Raw genomic sequence first — 15,852 nt, 5'->3', positions numbered from 1 at the left:
TGGAGCGAATAGCGCCATATCAAGCCTTGATCGCTTAGCGGACGGCCAGCACACCAGTTACACCGCGCACGCCGCTGTGCGGACGGTTGGGCCGAATAGGAGGAGCTGATACTTCCAGGGATGGCTCGGTAGCTGCGAAGTTCTGATTTTGCCTTGTGACAGAATGCCTTTCATGGTTTCAGTGAGGGTGGACGCGGCGGCCGGAGGATCCTGGAAGCTCGGCGACTTGACGGTCAATCGGATCGGGTTGGGCGCGATGCGGCTTCCGCAGTACGGTCAGGCGTTCGCAGCGGACGCGGTGCCGCGCGATCGAGGTGAGGCTGTTCAGGTGCTCCGTCGAGCGGTCGAACTCGGGGTGAATCACATTGATACTGCCGCGTTCTATTTTTCCCGGTTGCGTTCGGCGAACGAGCTGATCAATTTCGCACTCGCTCCGTACCCGGATGAGCTGGTCATCGCCGCGAAAGTCGGGCCACGCCGCGATCGGTCCGGGAATTGGCTGGAGCCGGCCACCCCGGGGCAACTCCGCGGCGAGGTCGAGGAAAATCTGCGCCAACTCGGCCGCGATCATCTCGATCTGGTGTATCTGCGGCGATCCGGCCGGGACTCGATTGCCGAGCATTTCGGTGTACTGGCCGAGTTGCGCGAGGCCGGGCTGATCCGCCACCTCGAGGTCTCGAATGCCACGCCCGCGGATCTGGCCGAAGCCCAGGCGATCGCCCCGGTGGTGTGCGTACAGAATCCCTACGGGCTCGGCCACCGCGGCAACCAGGACGAGTTCGTCGACGCCTGCGGTGCGCAGGGAGTCGCGTTCGTGCCGTTCTTTACCATCGCCGGTGCGGGTCGGGAAGCGGGCGCTACGGCCGGCGAACATCCGGAAGTCGGTGCCATCGCCCGCGCGCACGGCGTCACACCAGCGCAGATACGCCTGGCATGGGCATTGCACCGCGGTCCGCATGTGCTGGTCATCCCCGGCACAGGCGACCCGGACCACCTGGTGGACAACGTAGCCGCGGCCGGACTGTCGCTCACGCCAGACGATTTGACCCGGCTCGACGCCGTTCATCGAGCCGAGCAATAACTCAACACGATCATTCATCGAACAACCATCCGCGTTCCGTTCCACAAGGTTTCGCGGTCGTCGGCGAGGACAGCCTCGTCGGAGTTGCGCGACCGCCCAGCATGCAAGCAGCTCCGGAAGCATGGCGGAGATGCGGGTCAGATGAGCCGATTGTGCGTTCATCGATGCGCGCCGGTGATAGCAATCTACAATCAATGCTGGTCGAAAAACGTTGCGGGACCGATCTTGTGGAGGCGTCATGGGCAAAGCTCTGATCATCGTCGACGTACAGAACGACTTCTGCGAGGGCGGGACGGTGGCCGTTGCGGGCGGGGCCGCGCTGGCTGAACGAATCAGTCGGTATCTGCGTGACAGTCACTATGCCGCGATCACCGCCACCCGCGACTATCACATCGATCCCGGTGCCCATTTCTCCGACACTCCCGATTTCGTCGACACGTGGCCGCCGCACTGCCGGGTAGACACCCCCGGCGCCGACTTCCATCCGAATCTGGACACCGCGCCGATCGATGAGGTCTTCTTCAAAGGCGCCTACGCCGCTGCCTACTCCGGATTCCAGGGCGCCACCAAGGACGGCACGGCACTCGCAGACTGGTTGCGCGCCAACGACATCGACACCGTCGACGTCTGCGGCATCGCCACCGACCACTGCGTCCGCGCCACCGCCATGGACGCCCACACCGCCGGTTTCAACACCCGAGTACTCGTGAACCTCTCCGCAGGCGTATCCCCCGGCAGCATCGAACGCGCACTGGACGAACTCCAAGCGGCAGGCATAAAAATCGACGCAAAAACCGCTGGTTGACCGACGGCACCTCGTGTCGCCCTATTGGTCGGATGATCAGGAGGAACTGAGGTTGGCATCGGCCGAGAGGCGAGTGACATCAGTTCCCCCTGATCGCCTGTCCAGCAGTGTATTTCGGAGTCGTACGCGATAGGCGCCCAGGAGCGCGCACGAACAGATGCGCGCCTCTCCGATCAAATGTTCACGCCAAGGGTCGGGGCGCACGGCAGAATTTCCAGCGAATCGTTCGGCGGCAGTGGCGAATTCCGTGCAGGTCGTCGGCCGGTTCGGTGCAGACGGCATCGGGTTATCGACCGGCTCGGGTGTCCCGAGCCGGTCTGCACAGCGGCTCGGTCAGGCAGGTTGGTCCTTGTCTGCGGCGAACCAGACTTGCAGGTTCTCCGGGTTGATCGGGATCGAGATGTGTTCATGGGTGATCAGCCAGCCGCCGTTGGAGCGGTGCAGGCACACGGTCTCGCGTACCCAGATGGATGCTTGCAGTCCACCTTTGCGGGTTCCCGAGTCGAGGTGGAGCATGTTGGCGAAGGCGACGTCGCCGCTGGTCCGCACGGTGCGGTCGTGGGTTTGCAGGCTGATGGGACCCTCGTAGCCGTCGAACCAGCGCAGGAAGTTGCGGCGTACTTCGTCGTGCCCGGCGAACCGGAGTGGGGGTACGACGTCGTAGTAGACGATGTCGGGGTCGTAGTGCTCCATGAGTCGATCGATGTTCTTCGACTGCTGCGCCTCGGCACGGGTGGCGAAGAACGTTTCGAGTTCGGAATCGTTGGTAGTCATCGCATCCTCTGTTCGAGATTCGGACCGGCACCCGTTCGCCTGGCGCGGTCGTGGTGGTTCCGCTACTCCGACGACGCCGCGGTCCGGAATGTGAGGCGCGCTGCGGCTGGGCCGGGCGGCGCAACACCCATCCAAAGAGGTCGCCGACACCGCGGGTCGTGGGCGGCGAATGTCCCGGTGCCGACGACCGCTCCCGCGCGGTCGCTCTGGCAACATCACATTCCGGACGGCTGTTTCGTCGTAACGATGTGAGTGGAAGCAACAGCGGAAGATCGGCGACGCGATGACCACCGAACCCGGGCCGGGCGGCCGGCTCGATCCGAGCCTGGACGCGATCATGAGCGAGCGTCGGCAGCTGATCAATCTCGCGTATCGGCTCCTCGGTTCTCTTGCCGATGCCGAGGACGTCGTGCAGGAGACCTATGCGCGCTGGTATGCCATGTCCCGGAGCCAGCAGCAGGACATCGCCGCCCCGGGTGCGTGGTTGACGAGGGTCGCGGGCCGCATCTGCTTGGATCTGCTCGGCTCGGCGCGCGTCAGGCGGGAGCGCTATGTCGGTGAGTGGGTTCCTGAACCGCTGCCGGACCGTGGTGAGTGGAGCGCAGGCACCGATCCTGCCGACCGGGTCACTCTCGACGAGTCGATCAATATGGCATTTCTTGTCGTGCTCGAATCGATGACCCCCGCCGAGCGCGTGGCGTTCATCCTGCACGACGTCTTCCGCTACCCGTTCGCGGAAGTGGCCGAGATCGTCGGTCGCAGTCCGGCGGCGTGCCGTCAGCTCGCCACCTCAGCGCGCAGGCGCATCGATGCCGCGCAGCCCGCCGCGGCGCCTACCGCCGAGCAGGCGCGCGTCGTGCGAGGGTTCAAGCAGGCGTGGGAAGCCCGGGATATCAACGCCCTCATCGGGTTCCTCGACCCTGCTGCCACGGCGATCGCCGACGGCGGCGGTCAGGTCGACGCCGCGCCGCGGCCGATCGAGGGTGGCGAGCAGATCGCCCGCTACCTCGTCGACGTCTCAGGCCGGGTACGCGGTGTGACGATCTTGGAGTGCACGGTCAACGGCCAGCCCGGTTTGGTGACGCAGATGAACGGAACCGTCACGGCGGTGCTGGCCTTCGATATCTCGGACAATCGAATCCGACATGTCTGGGCCGTCCGCAATCCCGACAAGCTCCGCCAATGGACGACCGCTCAGCTCATTCGATAATGGCTGCCCGGTGTTGCCGCACACGCGAACTGCCGAATCGCACCATCACCTTTCGACCGGCCCGTCACGGAGGACACCTCGCACCTGGTCCAGCGTCACGGTGTCCGGCTCGAACTCTGCCAGCCACCAGGTGGCGCCCGCCTTGACGTAGGGGGCGGGGTCGGCGTTGGCCGGGAGGGGGACGGCGATGTCGAATGGGGTGGTGCTGTGCTGCCGGAGGGCGGTGAGAGTGGAGGCGATCTCGGCGAGCTGGTCGGGGTGTTCGAGGTTGACGGGGAAGAAACCGTCGTGGCGGGCGGCGCGGCGTAGCGGGCGGAGGTTGCCGGGGAATCCCGCGGCCCATACCGGCACGCCGGGGCGTTGAATCGGGGTGGGCAGGAAGGAGATTCCGTCGACGGTGTAGTGCTCGCTGTGGTGGTGCACCGGCTCACCGGACCAGGCAGCGGTGAGGATCTGTAGTGATTCGTCGAGCATTTGACCGCGCCGCCGGTCGTCGAGTTCCTCGCCGGTGGCCGATAGTTCTTCGGCGAAGCGATTGCTGCCGAGGCCGACGCCGAGGGTGAGGCGGCCGCCGCTGAGGCGGTCGAGTGTTGCGGTCTCCCTGGCGACCTTGGTGGGTCGGCGGCGGGCAAGGGGTGTGACCATGGGGCCGAACCGGAGGTTTTCGGTGGCGGTGGCGATCGCGGCCAGCGTGATCCACGGGTCGGCGACCTGCTGGACCGGCTCCCGCCAACGCACGTGGTCCCAGACGAATATGCCGTGCCAGCCTGCCTCCTCCGCCTCGGCGGCCAGTCGTGCGATCGCGATCGGGTCGGCGAGCTCATCGAATATCGGCAGCCAGAGTGCCGACTGCAACGTGGTCATCAGAGACCGCCTTTGGTGTGCTGAAGCAGGGCGGGGACGAACACATCCCATAGTGGCTTCGGTAGGTCGTGCCCGGCGCCTTCCAGGATCAGCAGCGTCGCGCCGGGAATCGTGTCGCGGAGCGAATATGCATGTGGGAGCGGGAAAGCCGGGTCGTGGTCGCCGTGCACCACGAGAGTCGGCGCTGTGATCGCGGCGAAATCGCGGGACGCGCCGTCGAAGCTCATCGCGTAGTGGTTGACGAGGGTGGAGCCGATGTCGCGAGTGCGGGCTACGTCCCGTTCGACCAGTGCGCGGGTGGCGGTTTCGTCGAAGTAGGGTGAGCCGCCCGAGTACGCCTTCGCCGAGGCGACAACATAATCCACTACCGCGCGGGAATCAGTGGGGTCCGGGTCGGCGGGGGTGCTGAGCTCCTCCGACGACGGCGGAAGTCCTTCGGCGCCGGTGGAAGTGGAGACGAATGTCAGTGACGCCACCCGGTCGGGGTGGTCTACGCCGAGGATGAGTCCGATGCCGCCGGACATCGATCGGCAGACGATGTGTGCGCGTTCGATGTGCAGGGCGTCGAGGAGGCCGAGTGCGTCCGCGGCCAGGTCGGTGTACGCGTAGCCCGGCTGCCCCTTCGGGTAGCTGGTCGATCTGCCGGTGTCCCGGTTGTCGTAGCGGATCACGAACCGGTCGCCGCGCGAGATCTGTTCGCACAGTTCGGTTTCCCACCACAGCATCGAGGCGGCCGCGCCATCGATGAGCAGGATCGCCGGGTCGGCGGGGTTGCCGAAGGTCTCGAAGCACAGCTCGGCCTCGTTGAGCTCGACGAGTTGCTCGCCGTGCGAAAGGGAGTCGGTCATGGAGGCAACGCTAGACCGCACGGTCCGTTGCCAACAGCGTCAGTTTTCGATCGTATCGATCGCGATCAGGAGTGCAACTCGCCAGTGTGACTTCACGTCCGACGTGGAACTGCGGCTTCTCACCGCGCTCGGCCGCCCCGGGGCCGGCGTGGGCTCGTTCGGTCGGGCGATCGCGAGCCGTGCACGCCTGCCGAGCAGGCCGAACGGTTCAGCCGTGACCCGCCAGCGACTAGCCGGCGAGCGCTGCGGCGTCGTAGGTCGGCTGGTAGCCGAGCTCTCGGCGGGCTTTGGCGGAGTCGTAGACGCGGTCGATGGTGGACGGCAGTGGCCAGCCTCGACGCTGGAACAAGGTGACGATGTCGGGAGCTCGTTGTTCGAGCACTGGTCTCGGGTCGTGCCACAACTGCTGGGTGTCGTTGGGGCGGAACACCATTGGTCCGGCGATGTTGAATGCTCCGGTTACCTCAGGGTGTTCAGCGGCCAGTCGGTGAGCACGGGCTACATCGCGGACGTCGACGCCGCGGTATAGCCGGTGGGCAGCCTGGATGGCAGGCTCCTCCGGGAAGCAACGGGCGATGCGCAGCACGACCGTGGTCAGTGTTCGATCACTCTCGGCGAGAAGAGCTTCCGCGCCGAGTTTGGTTTCGTCATAGATGTCACGCGGCCGCGGTTCCAGCGTTTCGTCGACCCAGACCGCACGATCGGTGGGCACCAATGCGTGCCCGTATACCGAGGTGCTGCTGGTGTAAACCATTCGCCGGACACCACATTCGGACGCCTGCTCGAGCAGGGCGGCGGTGGCGTCCACGTTGACGGCGCGGAACTCGTCGTCGCCGACCCGCCCGACATGCGGAGCGTGCAACGCAGCCGTGTGCACGACAACCTCGGCCCCGTTGACGGCGCGTGCTCGAAGTTGCGGGTCGCGCAGATCGCCACGATGGGTGGTCCACTTGCCGGGAAGAACGTCCCAGCCCCGCACCTGCCAACCCGCCGCGTGCATTTCCTGCGCGACGGCAGCTCCCACCACACCGGACGAACCAGTTATCAAAACTACTGCCGACTCCACGGACCCCGACATTACCCGCGTGGTCGCACTCCCCGTCATACCTGCTGACCACACCATATCGAGTGCGCGGTCCTAGGCCGAGGACATGTTCGCCGTCCGGTGAAACGCACGAACGCATTCACGGTCACGCTTTCCTCGCTGCGTCGGCCAATGCACGACGATCATGCGTACCTCATCGACCCGGAGCGAGCCCTGTCGAAGCTGATGGCCCCCGCACCGTCAGCGGCTGGGAGTTCAGGCGCACAAGGCGCGGGTGACGGGGATGACGTCGCCGATCCAGCGGCGGAGTTGGGTGTCGTCGGCGGATTCGGGCCAGTAGACGAAAGTGTCGAAGCCGGTTTCAGTGGCGAGATCGGCGAGGATGCGGGCCCAGCCTGCGGCGTCGGTGCGGATCGATGCTTCGCCGCGAAGGGTGACCTGTCCTGGGGTGTCGGTGATCGTGCCGACGAGTTGGGCCATTCGGGTGATGTCGGCGGGGTTACGTCCGGCCTCGGTCGCGGTGGCGGAGATGATGTCTTGTGCCGCTTGCCATTTCTCGTACGGCAGGTAGTGCGGGATCGGTGCGGCCCATCCGTCGGCGATCCGTCCGGTGAGGGCGTTGGCCTTCGGGCCGACGCTGCCGAACCAGATGCCGACCGGATGTGCGGGTGCGGGTCCGGACTGCACGCCGTGCACGGTGTAGTGCGTGCCATGGACTTTCGCCTTCGTCCCCGGCAGCCACATGGCGCGGATGATCGCGGTGGCTTCCTCGAGTGCTTGCAGCGCTTCGGGATTCGATCGCACCGGGCCGCCCATGGCGCCGATCGCGGGCCAGAACGCGCCCGCGCCCAGGGCCAGTTCGAAGCGGCCGCCGCTGAGTAGATCCAAAGTCGCGGCTTGTTTTCCGAGCATCGCGGGCCCGCGCAACGGCAGGCTCGCCACATCCGGAAACACCCGCAGCCGTTCGGTTTCCGCCAGGATGGTGGCGATCACCGCGAACGTGTCGGCCAGTCCGCCCGAGTACGGATGGTCCTGGATGCCGAGCAGATCCAGGCCTTCCCGGTCCGCCACCTTCGCCATCGCACGCAACTGCGGGAGCTCGGTCACGGTCGGCGCCCACTGAATACCGAATCGCAAATTCACAGTGCGATCATGCCAGCCCGCTCAGCCGTCAGTCTTGCGCCGTAGCAGCCCGTCACACGGAATCGTGGCGAGGTGGCGCGTGCCTCACCGGGTCACGATCGGCCCGGGAGATCCGGGTCAGGTTCGCGGATCTGGCACAGTGCGGCGACGAGGTAGCCGCCGCCTCCGGCGATAGCCAAGACCCAGTACAGGCTTGCTCCGTCGAGCAGTAGCGCGGCCGACGACGTCACCGCAAGCCAGGCGCCGAGCGTGTACTGGACGAGATCACGATATGCGGCTCCGCCTGCGAGATAGATCATTCCGACGACGAGGCCGGACCCGGTCGGCCACAACAGCGTCTGCACCTGCACGTCGTGCAGCGCCGTCTCCAGGGCCGTGATGATCAGATACAGCGCGCTGAAGCCGATCAACCAGGACGCGGCCAGCAAGATGCCGACAACAGCCTCGCGACCGTGGGTGCCGCGCTGTGCTCGGACGGCGAACACCCCGGTCACGATCAAGCCCGCCAGCAGTCCGCCGAGTAGCAGAACGGGCGCGACGGCGGAAGGTATCGGCAGATTGGGATCGTCACCGTAGGTCAGGGCGAAAGCGGCATACCCGAGCAGCCAGGCGAGACCGAAAGTCAGATACGAGGGTCTGTTGTTCGGAACGGCACTCATTGTGGCCACTGAGCGTGGATTGTGATGGGACATGGCGGTCCTCCTATGTGGACATAGAAAGTAGAACCCGCCCCGCCGAGACACTCCATGAGCGAGAGTCTCGAACACATAGCCCAGCGTCTCGTTAGTTGGCGTTCCTTACCGTCGGCCGGACTTCAGGTGTTCCAGCGAATCTTTCGCGACCAGATATCGGTCGTCTCGCGGTACCGATGCGCAGCTTCAGCGTCGCTTGTCGGCGCAGATCGCACGGGTGGGATCTAATCCCGCCCGTTCAGCTTCGGACGCCGAGGGTGCCGGTCCACGCGGCAGTGTCCAGACCGGCGCGACGGGCCAATGCGAACATGGCGGCGATGTCGTCGTCGGTGCGTGGCCGGGAATCGTCGCCGGGGTAGTGCTGCTCCATCAACCGCGTCATCGACTCGGCGAAGGACCGGAGCACGTTCTCCGTGACAGTGCCGCGCTCGGCGGCGTCGAGCAGCTGGTCGCACAGTTCGGGCAGGCCGGCGTCGGTGGCGTCGAACTCGAGCCGCTCAGCGATCTCGCCGACCGCACCCTCCCGGGTGGTCAACGATGAGATGCCGCAGTCGAGTCCGTCGTCGGCCAGGTCGTCCGGGTAGGGCGCCCGCTGCCAGGCACCCTCGTCGAACCAGTAGACACAGCCGACCATGTAGTCATCGATCAGGCCTTGCAGGTATTGGCGCGGCAGCCATTCCGGGGCACCGGCCAGCAGATCGATCGCGGGCTCGTGCGTTTTGACCTTGCTCGATTCGTCTTCGCCGACGAGTACCGCGCGGCCGTCGCCGAACCACTTGAACACCCACCAGGTGCAGCCGCAGTCGTCCCAGTGCAGGCCGTCGTCGTCGATCCAGTATCCGTAGCGATGCTGCGCGGGCTCGCGCTCCTGGTCCCGGTTGTAGGTCGCCACCGCGACGGCCGCCCACCGCGTCCACAGCAGTCGCGCGTCCGGCAGGTCGTCGGGGCGCCCCGGGCGGTGTAGCTTCGCCAAAATTGTTCTCCTGATCCGCGTTTCGGGTGCCAGCATAGGCGGCCGGTGCGACATCGCGTATCGACGGCACCCGGTGCGGGCGAGGCGGACTGGCCCAGTTCCCGCTGACCGGCCCGGAGCATTTCACCGACCTCGCTGCACCAGCAGACTGAGATCGACGCACCGAAGCCCCTGGCCGGCCCCGCCTGCGGCTGGCCGGTCCCGCCTGCGGCTGGCCACCTGGCGCGCGACCAGCCGCCCCTCGATCGAGCACCCCCAATGTCCGACGAGCACCCCCAATGTCCGACGAGCGCCCCCAATGTCCGATGGGCGCCCGCAATAATGTCCGATGGGTCGCTTCCGCTGACGAACGCGGCGCCGACTCCTGCCCAGCGCCTCGACGGCACGGTGCCAGGGGTGGGACAGGATCTGGTCTCGACCGTCCCCCGTACCAGGCGTTCCAGAGGATCACTGTCCGGGTGCGTTATTGTCGATCACAGGGACCTGCCAGCTGCCCCGAGAGCTAATTCGCCTGGCGTCCAGTGCTGACCTGAAACGCGTTGTCAGGGAGGAATTGTGGACATTACCGAGCTGATTCTCGACGACCACCGTGAGCAGCGGCGGCTGTTCGCGATTCTGGAGCAGATCGACCGCGCCGAAACCGACGTGCTCTCCGCGATCTGGAACCGGCTCGCGGCATTCCTCGAGCTGCACGCGAAGGCCGAGGAAGAGATCTTCTATCCGGAGCTGCTGCAGGTGGGTATCGCGGCCCGGCGCGCGGATCGGGTGGAGGACGAGACGCTCGACGCGATCCACGACCACAACGAGATCAGGGACGCGGTCGCCGAGGTCGCACAGCATCAGGTGGGCACCGACGACTGGTTCGCGGCGGTCGCGGCCGCGAACCTGGCCAACAGCGATCACATGGCCGAGGAAGAACGCGAGGGCCTCACCGATTTCCGCAGGCTGGCCGGGTTGTCGCGCCGCCATCGGCTGGCGGTCGCCTTCGCCGCCTACGAGGCGCGAAACTACGCCGGTGTCGAGGCCGTCGACGAGGATCCCGCTGGCTATATCCGCGAGGTCGAGAACAGACTGCCGACCGAGAGCGCGCCGCCGACCGACGACCAGCCACCGGCCATCGAGAACAAACCGACGCCTTCGAACGGCTCGCTGAGTGTCGGCAGCCTGAAGCGGAACTGACCCCCGCAGCGCTCACCAACCACCACGTCACCTCATACCGCACGCGGTACAGTCGACCCGCTCCGGGCCCGGTTTCGAGCTGTTCGGAATGCCATACCAATCGGGCCCGAACTGTGACCTGTCCCGCATATGGGGACTGTTATCGCGTTCTTGTGTCCACACCGCTTAACGTCGCCAAGGCACAACAGTTGGTAGGGAAGGTGGCGGCGAGCGTGGTTGATACCCAGGCGAAGCTAGATGAACTGGTCAAGATCCTGGCGATCGCTGCGGAACCCGCAGGTGAGGGCGGTATTGCCAAGCGGGAGAAGAAGGGTATTCCGAGCGTCCGGCAGCGGATACAGATGCTGCTCGACCCCGGGACGTTCCTCGAGACCAGTGCGCTGGCGCGCCAGCCCGACCAACCCGACGCTCTCTACGGCGATGGACTGGTCACCGGTCGTGGGTTGATCGGGGGCCGTCCGGTGGTCGTGATCGCGCACGACCAGACCGTGTACGGCGGGTCGGTCGGTATCACGTCGGCCCGAAAGTTCATGCGCGCGTTGCAGTTCGCGTTCGACAACGCCTGCCCGGTGGTGACGATCAACGACTCCGGTGGCGCGCGGATCCAGGACGCGGTGGGCTCGATCGCGTCGTTCGGTGACATTTCCCGAGTGTTGGAGAAGCTGTCCGGCTATGTGCCGCAGGTGTCGATCATTCTCGGCAAGTGCGCTGCGGGTTCGGTGTACGGGCCGATCAATACCGACGTGCTGATCGGCACCAAGGATTCCTACATGTTCGTGACCGGGCCCGAGGTGATCAAAGCCGTCAACGGTGAGGACATCTCGGCCGAGGACCTCGGTGGTGCGGAGGTGCAGGCCAAGCGCGGCACCCTGCATCACGTGGCGGCCACCGAGCAAGAGGCCTATGACTGGGCCCGTCAGTATCTGAGCTATTTCCCGACGAGCTGCCTCGAGCAGCCGCCGATCGTGAATCCCGGTCTGGAGCCGGAGATCACCGCGACCGATCGGGAACTCGACAAGATCATCCCGGATTCCGATCGCACCGGGTACGACATGCACGAGATTCTGCTGCGGATCTTCGACGACGGTGAATTCCACGAGGTGCGTGCGGAATTCGCGCCGAACCTGATCACCGGATTCGCCAGGGTCGACGGTTTTCCGGTCGGTGTGATCGCCAATCAACCGTTGGTGCTCGGTGGCTCCATCGACGCGGCCTGCTCGGACAAGTCGACCTATTTCATCCGGCTCTGCGACGCGTTCAACATTCCGCTGGTGTTCGTCGTCGATACCCCGGGCGTGCTGCCGGGTCTCGATCAGGAAGCCAACGGCGTGATCATTCGCGGTGGCCGGGTGCCGCGCGCGATCATCGAGGCCACGGTGCCGATCATCAACCTGGTGGTGCGCAAGTCCTATGGCGGCGCCTACGGCATGATGGCGGCCCGGCAGGTGGGCGCCGATATCAGTTTCGCCTGGCCGACGGCCCGGATCGCGGTGATCGGCGCCGAGAGCGCGGTCGACCTCATCGGTAAGCGGCAATTGGCGGCGGTGCCTGCCGAGCAGCGGGCGGCCGCGCGCGACTTCATGGTCAACCATTACAACGAGACCATCGCCACCCCGTGGATCGCCGCCGAACGCGGTTACATCGACGCCGTCATCGAGCCGGCGCGCACCCGGCTGGAGATCCGGCACGCGTTGCGCTTGTTGCGGGACAAGCCGCCGGTCAAGCCGGAGTTCAATCCGCGTAAGCATTCGGTCTATCCGATGTGATTGCGCTGGAAGCGGCGCCATAAAGGTAGTTTGACTCGGCCCCTGCCGCGGGAAAATATGGGCGCGGCGGGGGTCCGAGAACGAACGCGGAGTGGATCGGCCGGCGATGGACAGTACTGGAGCGGACTTCGCCGCCTCGCGTGGGGTTTTCGTCGTGGATTCGACCGGCCCGGGTGCCGTATCGCACGGTTTCGAGGCCTTCCGGCACGGGTGGCAGACACAGGTCGGTGACGGCTTTCCGCTGCCGACTTTCAGTCCGGTGACCACCGGCGATTTCCGGGTCAGAAGCCGCGTCGCGAAACTGCGCGACGTGGCTGTCACCGATCTCGACAGCGCGTCCGTCATCCGCACGGCAGGTACACCGTACGGCTACGACGACCAGGTGCGGATTTATATAGTGCGCCGTGGCACTTGGACTTTGGGTGCGTCGGCCGATCGCGACGAATACACCGTCGCGGCCGGGCAGTTCCTGCTGCGGCACGGCCCGCCGTTGCATTTCGGGGCGGCGCCGGAGACCACGGTCAGGATTCTCACGCTCCCTTCCGCAGTGCTCGCGCCGCGACTGCGGAACCGGAGCGTCACCGAGGCGGCGGACTCGGCGGAGATGCGCCTGCTGATGGCGCATACGAACATGGTGCACGCCACCGTGGCCGACCTCGGCCCGAGCGGTGTGCACGCCGCGCACAGTGCCATGCTCGAACTGGCCAGGGCGGTGACGACGGGTCGGTTCGACGACAAAGAGCCGGGGTTGCGGCCCGCGCTCGTCCAGGCGGCGAAAGTCTTGGCGGATGGTCGGCTCGCTGATCCCGAGCTGTCTCCGGCGATGCTGGCCCGGGAACTCCATGTCTCCGTGCGTACTCTGCAACGAGCGTTCACCCTGGCGGGTGAACCGGTGACCGGCTACATCCGCGACCGCAGGCTGGCACAGGCGCGGCGCGCCCTTTCCGCCCCGTCGCACCGCCCGACAGTCGCGGAGCTCGCCGCGTACTGGCAATTTGCCGACAGCAGCCATTTCATCCGAGCGTTCAAGAAACGCTACGGCCAGACACCCGCCGAGTACGCCCGCTCAGCGAGGACCTAACGACTTGGCGCGCAGTTCGCCGCGCGGGCCGATCGCCTCGGCTACGCCCAGACAGGTGCTGCCGAGAAAGATGCCGAGCTCGTAATGGACGGAGTCGGCATCGAAAGCGGTGACCAGGACGCCGATTTCGTATTCTCCGGGATAGGTGACCTCGCCGACGTAGTCGATGCGATAGGACGACGGTGACAGGTCGGGCACCAGTCCGTCGAGGTCGAGTGCCGCGGCCGTGAATGCCGCGACCGCCTCGTCGTACCAGGTGGCCAGTGCGATGAAATTGACGTGCTGATTGATGTCGACGTCGCTGATCCGGGCACGCAGCGGAGCGGAATACGGGTAGTGGTTGCGCTGCCGGCGTTCGGACTTCGGACGGTCTGCGACCGTGTCGCTGGAATCCGGGCCGGCCAGAGCGGTGAGATCGGCGATCAATTCGTCGGGAAGGGCGAGTGGTCCCGCGGTGCCGAACAGCACGACCGTAGCGCTACCGCTGCCCACCCTGTTGCCGCCGGCGAACACCGCATGTCCGTAGGTGAACGAGGACCGCCCGATGCGACGGATATCGGTGTGCACTTCGATATCGGTGTCCGTGCGGCGGGCGGGGGCGAGCCGTTCGACGCTTTGGCCGACGAAAATGATTTGGTAGGGGCCGAATTCACCGGCCGTGACGAGCCGTTCGAATTGCGGCAGTTCCAGTCGTATCCGGGCGTCCTCCAGCCAGCGGGCCATCCCTACCGTGCTCACGGTGCCGTCCCGACCCAGATCGCCTTGCCGCACTCGGATGTCGGATCGGATCGGAAACGCGTAGTCACTGATGGTTTTCATGAACGAGGACGCTAGGAGGAATGCACGAACCGGGACATTGGTAAGCCCGCTTCTGGCGTGGATGTTCCATGGGTTGACGCGGGCGTTCAAACTGGCCCATCCGCAAGCCAGGCGCCTCTGTCTCCCGTGCAATCCGCCGTTGGAAACGTTGTGGGTGCATGCCGCTGGGTATCGTCGTGCTGTGCTCGAGACGCGGCTTGATCTGGACCGGATTCGTGCGGCCCGCCGCGTGATCGATCCGATCTTTCTGAATACGCCGATGTACCGATGCGATGCGCTGGGGCGTCGGCTCGGCTGCACGGTGAGCATCAAGCTGGAGACGGCGAATCCGGTGCGCAGCTTCAAGGCTCGCGGGACCGAGCTCGTCTCCAGTCTGTTGACCGAGCAGGACCGGACGGCGGTGGTGTGGGCCAGCGCGGGCAACCTCGGGCAGGCGCTGGCGTGGTCCGGTCGCAGTCGTGGACTGCGGGTGACCGTGGTGGCGTCGCGGCGGGCGCCTGCGGCCAAGCTCGATCGGATCCGTGCGCTGGGTGCCGAATTGATGGTGGTGGACGGCGATTTCGAGATGGCCCGCGAGCAGGCGGTGCGTATCGCGCAGGCACGCGGGATTCGGCTGGTCGAGGACAGTCTGGACCTGGAGACCTGTGAGGGCGCCGCGACGATCGGGCTCGAGTTGGCGAGTACGAAGGACCCGTTCGATGCGGTGCTGATCGCGCTGGGTGGCGGGGCGATGGCCACCGGCATCGGTTACGTCATGAAGTCGCTGACACCCGGTGTCGAGGTGATTTGTGTGCAGCCAGCCGGTGCACCGGCGATGACCCGCTCGTGGCATGCGCGGCGGGTGATCACCACCGAGTCGTATGCCACCATCGCCGACGGGGTGGCCGGTCGGTATCCTATCCCGGCTGTCTTGGACGACCTCCTCGCGGTGGCGGACGACGCTGTGCTGGTTCGGGAGTCATCGATCGTCGCGGGCGTTCGAATGCTGTGGGAGCAAACGGGTTTGGTGGTCGAACCCTCCGCCGCGCTCGGTGTCGCCGCCGTCCTCGAAGATCCGGGCCGTTTCGCCGGGCGTCATGTCGTCACCGTCATCTGTGGTGGCAATGTCGATCTGGATGCTTATCGCGGGTGGATATCAGCGTGATTCGAATTTCCTTGCTCGCCTTGCCATTACGGGAGGGCGGCGATGGCGTGGATCTCGATGGCCGAGTCGTAGTGCAATGCGCTGGCGCCCACCACGATCCGAGCCGGGCGGTGCGGCCCGAGCCACGCGGCATAGATCGTGTCGAAGGCGGGCCAAGCCGCGAGGTCGGTGACGTGCACCGAGACCGACACCAGCCGGGTCCGGTCGGTACCGGCGGCAGCCAGGCATCGGTCGAGGTTGTCGAGGACTTGCCGGGCCTGGACGTCGAAAGGTTGTCCGGCCGAGCTGTTTCCGGCTTCATCGACCGGTAGCTGCCCGGAGATGTAGGCGAGCCCGCCGTGTATGGCGATGTGCGAGTAGTGCCCGGCTGGTGGTCGCAGATCGGGACTGTTGCGTAGCTGGATGCCGGCGGTGGTCATGTCCGGTGC

General features: G+C 65.9%; 16 protein-coding genes. 7 read left to right on the top strand and 9 right to left on the bottom strand.

The genetic code is table 11. The features are described from left to right. Positions 1-172: 172 nt before the first annotated feature. Both DBO33_RS21200 and DBO33_RS21195 read left to right on the top strand, forming a co-directional pair. Positions 173-1,081 (top strand): aldo/keto reductase, encoded by a 909-nt coding sequence (locus tag DBO33_RS21200; protein ID WP_107660473.1) that lies wholly within the window; start codon positions 173-175, stop codon positions 1,079-1,081. 238 nt (positions 1,082-1,319) lie between these two features. Then, the gene (locus DBO33_RS21195; protein ID WP_107656594.1) at positions 1,320-1,886 is read left to right on the top strand and encodes an isochorismatase family protein; all 567 of its coding nucleotides are present in this window, start codon (positions 1,320-1,322) and stop codon (positions 1,884-1,886) included. A 333-nt stretch (positions 1,887-2,219) separates the two neighbouring features. Here DBO33_RS21195 and DBO33_RS21190 read toward each other — a convergent pair whose 3' ends face one another. Next, a complete protein-coding gene (locus tag DBO33_RS21190) occupies positions 2,220-2,660 on the bottom strand; it encodes a YybH family protein (protein ID WP_107656593.1) in 441 nt (146 codons plus the stop codon). 283 nt (positions 2,661-2,943) lie between these two features. On the opposite strand from DBO33_RS21190, the gene sigJ reads away from it, so the two are divergent. Continuing rightward, positions 2,944-3,870, top strand: a complete 927-nt coding sequence (sigJ, locus tag DBO33_RS21185; RefSeq protein WP_107656592.1) for an RNA polymerase sigma factor SigJ — start codon at positions 2,944-2,946, stop codon at positions 3,868-3,870. Positions 3,871-3,915: 45 nt separating this feature from the next. On the opposite strand, the gene DBO33_RS21180 is transcribed toward sigJ, so the two are convergent. The 6 genes from DBO33_RS21180 to DBO33_RS21155 all read right to left on the bottom strand — a co-directional run bounded on the left by DBO33_RS21180 (position 3,916) and on the right by DBO33_RS21155 (position 9,435). Continuing rightward, on the bottom strand, positions 3,916-4,734 hold the full coding sequence (locus DBO33_RS21180) for an LLM class flavin-dependent oxidoreductase (RefSeq protein WP_107656591.1): 819 nt from the start codon (positions 4,732-4,734) through the stop codon (positions 3,916-3,918). Next, on the bottom strand, positions 4,734-5,582 hold the full coding sequence (locus DBO33_RS21175; RefSeq protein WP_107656590.1) for an alpha/beta fold hydrolase: 849 nt from the start codon (positions 5,580-5,582) through the stop codon (positions 4,734-4,736). Before DBO33_RS21175 ends, DBO33_RS21180 begins: the two co-directional genes overlap by 1 nt. Before the next feature lie 229 nt (positions 5,583-5,811). Then, positions 5,812-6,660 (bottom strand): NAD-dependent epimerase/dehydratase family protein, encoded by an 849-nt coding sequence (locus DBO33_RS21170; protein ID WP_107656589.1) that lies wholly within the window; start codon positions 6,658-6,660, stop codon positions 5,812-5,814. Between the two features lie 222 nt (positions 6,661-6,882). Continuing rightward, a complete protein-coding gene (locus tag DBO33_RS21165; RefSeq protein ID WP_234390958.1) occupies positions 6,883-7,770 on the bottom strand; it encodes an LLM class flavin-dependent oxidoreductase in 888 nt (295 codons plus the stop codon). A 92-nt stretch (positions 7,771-7,862) separates the two neighbouring features. Beyond that, positions 7,863-8,429, bottom strand: a complete 567-nt coding sequence (locus DBO33_RS21160) for an ABC transporter permease (RefSeq protein ID WP_234390957.1) — start codon at positions 8,427-8,429, stop codon at positions 7,863-7,865. 271 nt (positions 8,430-8,700) lie between these two features. Continuing rightward, positions 8,701-9,435, bottom strand: a complete 735-nt coding sequence (locus DBO33_RS21155) for a hypothetical protein (protein WP_107660471.1) — start codon at positions 9,433-9,435, stop codon at positions 8,701-8,703. Between the two features lie 555 nt (positions 9,436-9,990). Between DBO33_RS21155 and DBO33_RS21150 the strand changes: the two genes are divergently transcribed. From DBO33_RS21150 to DBO33_RS21140, 3 genes are all read left to right on the top strand, one after another. Continuing rightward, positions 9,991-10,614 carry a hemerythrin domain-containing protein gene (locus tag DBO33_RS21150; protein ID WP_107656587.1) on the top strand — a complete coding sequence of 208 codons (624 nt, stop codon included), beginning with the start codon at positions 9,991-9,993 and terminating at the stop codon, positions 10,612-10,614. Positions 10,615-10,826: 212 nt separating this feature from the next. Beyond that, positions 10,827-12,380, top strand: a complete 1,554-nt coding sequence (locus DBO33_RS21145) for an acyl-CoA carboxylase subunit beta (RefSeq protein ID WP_107660470.1) — start codon at positions 10,827-10,829, stop codon at positions 12,378-12,380. 106 nt (positions 12,381-12,486) lie between these two features. Then, the gene (locus DBO33_RS21140; RefSeq protein WP_107656586.1) at positions 12,487-13,461 is read left to right on the top strand and encodes a helix-turn-helix domain-containing protein; all 975 of its coding nucleotides are present in this window, start codon (positions 12,487-12,489) and stop codon (positions 13,459-13,461) included. On the opposite strand, the gene DBO33_RS21135 is transcribed toward DBO33_RS21140, so the two are convergent. Further along, positions 13,447-14,280, bottom strand: coding sequence for an acyl-CoA thioesterase family protein (locus DBO33_RS21135; protein ID WP_107656585.1), 834 nt, complete (start codon positions 14,278-14,280; stop codon positions 13,447-13,449). The two genes, DBO33_RS21140 and DBO33_RS21135, sit on opposite strands and share 15 nt — an antisense overlap. 181 nt (positions 14,281-14,461) lie before the next feature. Between DBO33_RS21135 and DBO33_RS21130 the strand changes: the two genes are divergently transcribed. After that, entirely contained in the window at positions 14,462-15,424 is a 963-nt protein-coding gene (locus DBO33_RS21130; RefSeq protein ID WP_107656584.1) for a threonine ammonia-lyase, read from the top strand. A gap of 26 nt (positions 15,425-15,450) precedes the next feature. Here the strand turns inward: DBO33_RS21130 and DBO33_RS21125 are convergent, their stop codons facing one another. Beyond that, positions 15,451-15,843, bottom strand: coding sequence for a RidA family protein (locus tag DBO33_RS21125; RefSeq protein WP_107656583.1), 393 nt, complete (start codon positions 15,841-15,843; stop codon positions 15,451-15,453). Positions 15,844-15,852: the final 9 nt, after the last annotated feature.

The organism is Nocardia suismassiliense, from assembly GCF_900269665.1.
Taxonomy (GTDB): domain Bacteria; phylum Actinomycetota; class Actinomycetes; order Mycobacteriales; family Mycobacteriaceae; genus Nocardia; species Nocardia suismassiliense.
The sequence above is the reverse complement of the archived record's forward strand: the minus strand, read 5'-3'. Positions and strand labels throughout refer to the sequence as shown.